9 protein-coding genes and 1 rRNA gene are annotated in these 8207 nt (G+C 70.1%); 4 read left to right on the plus strand and 6 right to left on the minus strand.

Annotated elements, in window-relative coordinates; all coding sequences use genetic code 11:
- Nucleotides 1-43 precede the first annotated feature (43 nt).
- The gene (locus ACFHWE_RS07700) at nt 44-1606 is read right to left on the minus strand and encodes a DUF6350 family protein (protein ID WP_416599932.1); all 1563 of its coding nucleotides are present in this window, start codon (nt 1604-1606) and stop codon (nt 44-46) included.
- 249 nt (nt 1607-1855) lie between these two features.
- Here ACFHWE_RS07700 and ACFHWE_RS07705 point away from each other — a divergent pair, with 249 nt between their 5' ends.
- On the plus strand, nt 1856-2338 hold the full coding sequence (locus ACFHWE_RS07705) for a DUF1707 SHOCT-like domain-containing protein (protein WP_416599914.1): 483 nt from the start codon (nt 1856-1858) through the stop codon (nt 2336-2338).
- An 85-nt stretch (nt 2339-2423) separates the two neighbouring features.
- On the opposite strand, the gene sucD is transcribed toward ACFHWE_RS07705, so the two are convergent.
- The 3 genes from sucD to ACFHWE_RS07720 form a co-directional block, all read right to left on the minus strand.
- The gene (sucD, locus tag ACFHWE_RS07710) at nt 2424-3302 is read right to left on the minus strand and encodes a succinate--CoA ligase subunit alpha (protein WP_416599915.1); all 879 of its coding nucleotides are present in this window, start codon (nt 3300-3302) and stop codon (nt 2424-2426) included.
- 14 nt (nt 3303-3316) lie between these two features.
- Nucleotides 3317-4498: an ADP-forming succinate--CoA ligase subunit beta gene (gene sucC, locus ACFHWE_RS07715; RefSeq protein WP_416599916.1), complete on the minus strand. Its 1182-nt coding sequence runs from the start codon at nt 4496-4498 to the stop codon at nt 3317-3319.
- A gap of 328 nt (nt 4499-4826) precedes the next feature.
- On the minus strand, nt 4827-5228 hold the full coding sequence (locus tag ACFHWE_RS07720; RefSeq protein ID WP_416599917.1) for a cobalamin B12-binding domain-containing protein: 402 nt from the start codon (nt 5226-5228) through the stop codon (nt 4827-4829).
- Nucleotides 5229-5309: 81 nt separating this feature from the next.
- Here ACFHWE_RS07720 and ACFHWE_RS07725 point away from each other — a divergent pair, with 81 nt between their 5' ends.
- Genes ACFHWE_RS07725 through ACFHWE_RS07735 form a run of 3 tightly spaced genes read left to right on the plus strand, consistent with a single transcriptional unit; the run spans nt 5310 to nt 7652 of the window.
- Nucleotides 5310-5615 carry a hypothetical protein gene (locus tag ACFHWE_RS07725; protein ID WP_416599918.1) on the plus strand — a complete coding sequence of 102 codons (306 nt, stop codon included), beginning with the start codon at nt 5310-5312 and terminating at the stop codon, nt 5613-5615.
- 55 nt (nt 5616-5670) lie between these two features.
- A complete protein-coding gene (locus ACFHWE_RS07730) occupies nt 5671-7089 on the plus strand; it encodes an AlkA N-terminal domain-containing protein (protein ID WP_416599919.1) in 1419 nt (472 codons plus the stop codon).
- Nucleotides 7090-7091: 2 nt separating this feature from the next.
- On the plus strand, nt 7092-7652 hold the full coding sequence (locus tag ACFHWE_RS07735; RefSeq protein WP_416599920.1) for a methylated-DNA--[protein]-cysteine S-methyltransferase: 561 nt from the start codon (nt 7092-7094) through the stop codon (nt 7650-7652).
- Between the two features lie 16 nt (nt 7653-7668).
- On the opposite strand, the gene ACFHWE_RS07740 is transcribed toward ACFHWE_RS07735, so the two are convergent.
- Both ACFHWE_RS07740 and rrf read right to left on the minus strand, forming a co-directional pair.
- Nucleotides 7669-7932, minus strand: coding sequence for a hypothetical protein (locus ACFHWE_RS07740; RefSeq protein WP_416599921.1), 264 nt, complete (start codon nt 7930-7932; stop codon nt 7669-7671).
- A 94-nt stretch (nt 7933-8026) separates the two neighbouring features.
- Nucleotides 8027-8142: ribosomal RNA gene (gene rrf / locus ACFHWE_RS07745) — 5S ribosomal RNA — on the minus strand.
- Nucleotides 8143-8207 lie beyond the last annotated feature (65 nt).

The raw sequence follows: 8207 nt of genomic DNA on the forward strand, positions 1-8207 counted from the left end.
GCGGCGGGCCCCCGGCCCGGTTCAGGAGGGGCGGAGCGGGGGCTCATCTCTGCGGGCTGTCGATCTCGTCCGGGTCGGCCTCGTAGGTGATGCCGTACATCTCCTCGGACTCCTCCGGGGTCTCACCGCGCCGGGCCGCCCTCGCCTTCCGGGCGGTCTTCGCCGCGCGACGGGCCGCACGCTCCTCCTTGCGGTGGGCGCGCAACTCCTTCCGGGCCTCCCTGCGCGCAACGCGCTCCGCCGCCCGGTCCTCGCGGACCCTCTCCCGGGCCCACAGCCGCTCCGTGAAGCGCTCCGCCTCCGACTTATCCGGCTCACCGAACCCGGGCTCCTCCTCGGGCGGGTGCAGCGGCGTCACCGTCGCCAACCCCTCACCCACCGGCACCTCCTCCAACAGCTTCAACTGCTCGTGTCCCGGAGACCCCTGGTCGGCCTCGGCCGGCGCCTGTCCGCCGCCTGCCCCGGTGGCGGACAGGCGCATCTTGCGCGAGTACCACCAGTTGGCGATCCAGGCGGCGATCGCCGCCGCCACACCCACCTCCAAGGCCGCGACCAACCCCACCTGCCAAGCCGACGGGCCGATGTCGGTGAGCCGCTCCGCCCCCATGGGGCCGCCCGCGAGCCAGCCCAGCACGGCGCATACGAGACCCGTGGCCACACCGCACACGAACCCCCACAGCGGGGCCGCCTCACTGACCACGTCGGGGGCGCTGCGCTGGGTCAGCACCCCTCCGAACGCCCCCGCCGCGAAGGGGAGCGCCAAGGCCGCCAGCGACACCGCGGGAGCGGCCCCGTTCTCCGGCAGGACGACCAGCATGGGCAGCAGCGGCAGCTCCCCCACCGACACGCCCGTCGGCGCCACGACGGTCCCCTCCCCCACCGCGAACCCCGGGCCGAGCGCGTAGCAGACCGAGAACACCGCGGCGTTCGGCAGATAGGCGATCTGGATGAGCAGCAGCAGCGTGCCGCCCACCGCCCCCGGCGCGAGGGTGCGTGTGGCGTCCACCGCGTCCGGCAGGTTCACGGCGAACGCGACGAGGAACAGCAGCAGGCCGCCCAGGAGCAGCGATCCCGTCGCCGCGGCCGTGCCCACCGCGAGGGAGCGCGCCCTGCCGGGTATGAGGTCCATCAGGGCGCGGACGGTGACCCTGCGCTCCAGCATCATCTGCCGCAGTGCCCCCAAACCTCCCGCGAGGAAGGCGATGGCGAAGCCCATGGCCAGGGCGGACACCATGCCGGACTCCAGGGTCTCGGTACGGACCAGGAGGGCCAACGTGCCCGCGATCGCCGCGTAGGGTCCGGCGATCGCCAGAGCGGCCCGGTACACGTGCCGCAGGCGTCCGATCTCGCACGTGCGGGCCAGCCACCGGCCCGACCGGTACAGCAGCAGGCCGGGGATGAGCACCAGGCCGATGGGCAGCAGCCCGTACCGTGCCTCCTCCACCGTGAACCCCACGCGGTGGCCCACCAGCCAGGCGGTCACCGCACCGCGGAGGAGTTCGTCGATCTCCTCCACGAACGTGGCGTGGGGCGCGGCCACCCACCCGGCGATCGTGAGCGTGACGATCACGGCCAGCCCGCTGCCTGCGGCGGTGGCCGCGGCGATACCGCCGGTCGTGTAGATCGGCCGGGGGGCGTGGGCCCGGGCCCGGGGCGTGTCGACCCGTGTACGGCCCGCCCGGGGTCGGCCGCGGTCGGGGGGAGATCCTGGCGTACTCACCCGGCTTATGGTGCCAGGCCCCGGTTTGCTCGGCCGAGTCCCGGCCGGGTGTGTCGCCCGTGGAACCCCGCGGCGGTACACGCCGTCCTAGACACCGAAGCCCGCTCTCTGTACTGATCCCCGAAGGGAAGGCCAATGGCTGGTCCCAGCCCCGACCACGGGTACCGCCTGTCCGACGACGAGCGCGACGAGGCGCTGGAGGGCCTGCGGAAGGCGCTTGAGGAGGGACGGCTGGACCTGGCCGAGCACGAGTCGCGCTCCGACGCCGCGCTGAGGTCGGTCACCTCCGCCGACCTGCTCCCGCTCTTCGCCGACCTGCCCGAACACCTGCGCCCCGCCCCGATCACCGCCGCGCCCAGGGGGACGGTGGCCGAGAAGGGCGCGAAAGCCCCCGCCGAGCGCACCGGCCCGAAGGGGCGCGGTGTGAACATCGGCGGGCTGGCCGGCTGGGGCGGGTTCCTGCTCTTCGTGTGGGGCCTGCCCACGCTGATCAGCGGCAACGTCACGGGCTTCCTGGTCTTCCTCGGCTTCTTCTGCATGCTCGTGGTCGGGCCGGCCGTCGGCCAGTACCTGCGCAACCGCCGGGAGGGCGGCCGGGACTCCATCGAAAGCGGCTGAGGGCAGAGACGGCTCCGCCCCGCCACCGGAGGAGGTGGCGGGGCGGAGCCGCGGAAAGCACGGAGCCCGGACGGGCACTCCGTTCCTAGAACAGCGCGCGCGCCAGCTCGGCGGTCTCGCTGGGGGTCTTACCGACCTTGACGCCGACGGCCTCCAGGGCCTCCTTCTTGGCGGCCGCAGTGCCCGAGGAGCCGGACACGATGGCGCCCGCGTGGCCCATGGTCTTGCCCTCGGGAGCGGTGAAGCCCGCCACGTAGCCGACGACCGGCTTGGTGACGTTCTCCTTGATGAAGTCCGCCGCACGCTCCTCGGCGTCGCCGCCGATCTCACCGATCATCACGATGACGTCGGTGTCGGGGTCGTCCTGGAACGCCTTGAGCGCGTCGATGTGGGTGGTGCCGATGATCGGGTCGCCGCCGATACCCACACAGGTGGAGAAGCCGATGTCACGCAACTCGTACATCATCTGGTAGGTCAGGGTGCCGGACTTGGACACCAGACCGATGCGGCCGGGCTTGGTGATGTCGGCCGGGATGATGCCGGCGTTGGACTGTCCCGGGGTGATGAGGCCGGGGCAGTTCGGACCGATGATGCGGGTCTTGTTGCCCTTGGACCCGGCGTAGGACCAGAAGTAGGCGGTGTCGTGCACCGGGATGCCCTCGGTGATGACGACGGCCAGAGCGATCTCGGCGTCGATCGCCTCGACGACGGCGCTCTTGGTGAACTTCGGCGGAACGAAGATCACGGTGACGTCGGCGCCGGTGGCCGCCATGCCCTCGGCCACGGAGCCGAACACGGGTACCTCGGTACCGTCGAAGTCGACCTTCTGGCCGGCCTTGCGCGGGTTCACACCGCCGACGACGTTGGTTCCCGACGCGAGCATGCGGCGGGTGTGCTTGGTGCCCTCAGAGCCGGTCATGCCCTGGACCAGCACCTTGCTGTCCTTGTTCAGGAAGATAGCCATGGTTTCTTCGTCCCCTACTTCGCCGCGAGCTCGGCGGCCTGTGCGGCGGCGCCGTCCATCGTGTCGACCTGTCGAACGGCCGGGTGGGCACGCTCGGTGAGGATCTGGCGGCCCAGTTCGGCGTTGTTGCCGTCCAGGCGCACGACCAGCGGCTTGCTGACGTCGTCGCCGCGGCCCTCAAGCAGCTCCAGGGCCTGGACGATGCCGTTGGCCACGGCGTCACAGGCGGTGATGCCACCGAAGACGTTGACGAACACGCTCTCGACGGCCGGGTCGCCGAGGATGATCTCCAGGCCGTTGGCCATCACCTCGGCGGAGGCCCCGCCACCGATGTCGAGGAAGTTGGCGGGCTTGACACCGCCGTGCTCCTCACCGGCGTAGGCGACCACGTCCAGGGTGGACATGACCAGGCCCGCGCCGTTGCCGATGATGCCGACCTGGCCGTCGAGCTTGACGTAGTTGAGGCCCTTCTCCTTGGCCTTCACCTCAAGGGGGTCGCCCTCCTCGGCCACGGCGAGGCTGTCGAGGTCCTGGCGGAACTCGGCGTTCGCGTCGAGGGTCACCTTGCCGTCGAGGGCGATCACCCGGCCGTCCGAGGTGAGGATGAGCGGGTTCACCTCCACGAGGGTGGCGTCCTTGCCCACGAAGGCGTCCCACAGCTTGGTGATGACCTCTGCGGCGCCCGCGGCGGCGGCCTCGGGAAGCTTGCCCGCCTTGGCGATCTCCGCGGCGACATCCGCGGGGGCACCGGTCATCGGGTCGATGGCGACCTTGGCGACGGCGTCGGGGTTGGTCTCGGCGACCTCCTCGATCTCCACGCCGCCCTCGGCGGAACAGATCGACAGGAAGGTCCGGTTGGCCCGGTCCAGGAGGAAGGAGAAGTAGTACTCCTCCGCGATGTCGGAGGCCTCCTCCACCAGGACGCGGTGGACCGTGTGGCCCTTGATGTCCATGCCGAGGATCTGTTCGGCCTTGGCCTGGGCGTCCTCGGGACCGTCGGCGACCTTCACTCCGCCGGCCTTGCCGCGGCCTCCGGTCTTGACCTGCGCCTTGACGACGACGCGCTGCTTCCCGGCGGCGGCGAACCCATCAGCGATGGCACGTGCCTCAGCGGCCGTGCTCGCCACCTTTCCCTGGGGTACGGGAACTCCGTACTCTGCGAAGAGTTGCTTCGCCTGGTATTCGAACAGGTCCACGAGGGTCCGTCCTTGTAACTCGCTGGCTCAGTGTCTGCCGGGGTGGCCTGGTCCGGGATCGGCTGTGACCCACTGATCATGTGTCACACGACGGACAGCCTGTGGGCTGAGCCGCTTCAGAAGATCGAGAACGCCGCGGAGTGCCACCCGCGACATGCGCAAAGCTTAGTCGCCCGGCATTCGGCCGCCGGACACCGGGGGCGTGTTGCCCCGGGCCGTATACGGCTCCACTGCGCCTTTTGCGGCCCCGGCGTGGGAATTCGTGTGACCAGCGACACGCCGAATCACAGCCCTGTGTCCGTTTCGCTCTACTTTGGTGCGACGAAGGTCACGCCGCGTGCGCCGGGCGCACGTTCTCCCTCACCCAGTCGGCGATCTCGGCGGTCGGTGTCCCGGGTGTGAAGATCTTCGCCACGCCCAGGCCTTCGAGCTCCTCGACGTCGGCGTCCGGGATGATGCCGCCGCCAAAGACCCGGATGTCGGTGGCGTCGTTGTCCCCCAACAGCTCCATGACCCGCGCGAAGATGGTCATGTGCGCACCGGAGAGGATTGAAAGCCCGATGGCGTCCACGTCCTCCTGGAGGGCCGCGGCCACGATCATCTCCGGCGTCTGGCGCAGACCGAGATAGACGACCTCCACACCGGCGTCCCGCAGCACGCGCGCGACGATCTTGACGCCCCGGTCGTGCCCGTCCAGACCCGGTTTGGCGACAAGGACCCTCGCGGCCATGACACAACCCCTTCGCTGCCGGTTCGGCCCCGCGGGGCCGTACTGCGGTCTCCTCCGAAGAGTAACGCAGCCCGCTGCCGGATGGCCGCTTCCGAAGACGGGTACCTACCCGTCATGGAGGACGACTTCGAGCAGCTCAGCACCGACGAACTCCGCGACCGGGCCGTCGAACACGCGAAGCGGCACTGGGACGTGCGCTTCTTCTGGCGCCTGCTGAAACTCATCCCGGCCGCCGAGGCCGTGTCGGGTAGGACCGAGGTCAGCGAGGCGAGCGTCGCCCAGGCCTCGGGCTTCCTATACGAGGCGCTCGCCGAGGAGAGCGACCCCGGGGTCCAGGAGGCGCTGCGCCCCGTCTACATCGACTACCTCAGAGAGCACGTGAACTAGACGTCCGAAAACCGCCAGCCCCGCCGGGGCGCCTTCGGCCACCATGGATGGCGTGATGGACGACGACCAGCGCTATCGCGCCGTGCGCAGCCGTGACGCCCGCTTCGACGGCGTCTTCTACACGGCGGTGCGCACCACGGGGATCTACTGCCGGCCCAGTTGCCCGGCGGTCACCCCCAAGCGCGTGAACACCCGCTTCTACCCCTCCTCCGCGGCGGCCCAGGAAGCCGGTTTCCGGGCCTGCAAACGCTGCCGTCCCGACCGCGTGCCCGGATCACCGGAGTGGAACCTGCGGGCCGACGCGGTCGGACGGGCCATGCGCCTCATCCGGGATGGAGCCGTGGACCGCGGTGGGGTCAGGGCGCTCGCCGACGCCGTCGGCTACAGCGAGCGCCAACTGCACCGGCTTCTCACCGCCGAGGTCGGCGCGGGTCCCCTCGCCCTCGCACGGGCCGAACGCGCGCAGACGGCCCGGGTCCTGGTTGAGACGACTACTATGCCGATGGCCGATATCGCCTTCGCCTCCGGCTTCAGCAGTGTCCGCCAGTTCAACGAGACCATGCGTGCCGTCTTCGACCGCGCCCCGACACGGATGCGCGGGCGCGGCACGGCCCGGAAGAACCCCGGGGCCCTGCTGCTGCGTCTGCCCTACCGCGAACCCGGCGACGTGCCCGGCACGCTCCGCTTCCTGGGAGAGCGTGCGGTTCCTGGGATCGAGAAGTACGCGGACGGCACCTACCGCCGCACGCTCACCCTGCCCCACGGGGTCGGGATCGTCGAGCTCTCCGCCGGAGACGGTTACGTCCGGTGCCGCCTGCGCCTGACCGAGCCGCGCGACCTCACCACTGCGGTCCGTCGCTGCCGGTCCCTGCTCGACCTGGACGCCGACCCCGTCGCGGTCGCCGAGGCCTTCGCTGGCGACGGCGTCCTGGCCCCGCTGGTCGGCGCACGTCCCGGAGTCCGTTCCCCGGGCCACGTCGACCCGGCCGAACTCGCCGTCCGCGCCGTCCTCGGGCAGCAGGTGTCCGTCGCCGCGGCCCGGACCCTCGCCGGACGGCTCGTCCGTGACCACGGTGCCCCGCTCCCCGAGGGCCTGGCGGCCGTCGGTAGCGGGTTGACACACACGTTCCCGGCTCCGGAGACGCTGGCCGCGGCGGACCCCGCGCGCCTGTCCGTCCCGCTCGCACGGGGCCAGACCCTCACCGCACTCGCGGCGTCGATCGCCAAGGAGGAGATCGACCTCGGCCCGGGGTGCGACCGGGAGGAGACGCAGCGGCGGCTCCTGGGGCTGCGCGGCATCGGACCGTGGACCGCGCACTACATCCGTATGCGGGGGCTGGGCGATCCCGACGTGCTCCTCGCGGGGGACCTGGGCGTCCGGAAGGCTCTAGGCTCCGCTGAGGGAGCGCGTTCCTGGAGCCCGTGGCGCTCGTACGCCACCCATCTCCTGTGGACCTCTCTAGAGAAGGACTAGCCATGGACCAGACAGCACTGCCGATGGACTTCGAGGAGCCGAGGGTACCGCACCGGCTGCCGGGCAAGGGGTTCCGCGAGCCGGCGCCCCCGTTCCGGTTCACCACGATGGACTCGCCGGTGGGCGAGTTGACACTGTTCGGCGACGCGACGGCCCTCAGCGGCGTGTGGACCCGGAGCAAGCGGGATGACGAGCCGCGCCCGATCCCGGAGGGGTGGACTGAGGACCCGTCCCCCTTCGCGGAGGCGGAGCGCCAGTTGACCGCCTATTTCGCGGGGGAGCTGCGCGAGTTCGACCTCGAACTCGCGCCGGTGGGCACCGCGTGGCAGCGCAGGGTGTGGACCGCGCTCACCACGATCCCGTACGGGGAGACCGTGTCCTACGGCCGACTGGCACAGGAATTGGGGCGGCCCACCGCCTCCCGGGCGGTCGGCATGGCCAACGGGCGCAACCCCATCAGCATCATCGTGCCCTGCCACCGGGTGATCGGGGCGGACGGGACCCTGACCGGTTACGCGGGGGGTCTGGACCGCAAGAGGTTCCTGTTGGCCCTGGAGTCGTGATCCTCCCGTTTTTCATTCACAGAGCGTTTGCGACCTGTAGCTTTCTGGCATGCCTGGCTTCGACCACGAACTCAAGGTACGGCTCTTCCAGAAGGAAGTCGTGCCGACCATGCTCCGCGATGCCATCGGTTTTCCCGTTCCGGACTACAGAAGGGCCGAGCTGGGGTGCACCGATCACACCAAACTCAAACCCGTCCCCTTCAAATCCGACAACGTGGTCGTCCTGTACGACGAGTGCGGCGCCAAACAGATGGCGATCATCGCTTCCGATACGACTCATTGGATTTCACAACCGCACAAGCCCCGGCAACAAAAAAGAAAGGACCGGAGCCGCCCCCACAAGGAACGACCCCGACCCCTTCTTCAACAAACAACCGTGGCAGCGACCTACTCTCCCACCCCACCACAGGGCAGTACCATCAGCGCAAAGGAACTTAACGACCGGGTTCGGAATGTAACCGAGTGTAACCCCCCCGCCATAACCACCACGGAAAACCACCCCACAAGGCGACAGCCACAGGAAAACCCATGCGTGAAACAGTGTGCGCGAACACC

This window comes from Nocardiopsis sp. LOL_012 (assembly GCF_048060475.1).
Lineage (GTDB): Bacteria > Actinomycetota > Actinomycetes > Streptosporangiales > Streptosporangiaceae > Nocardiopsis.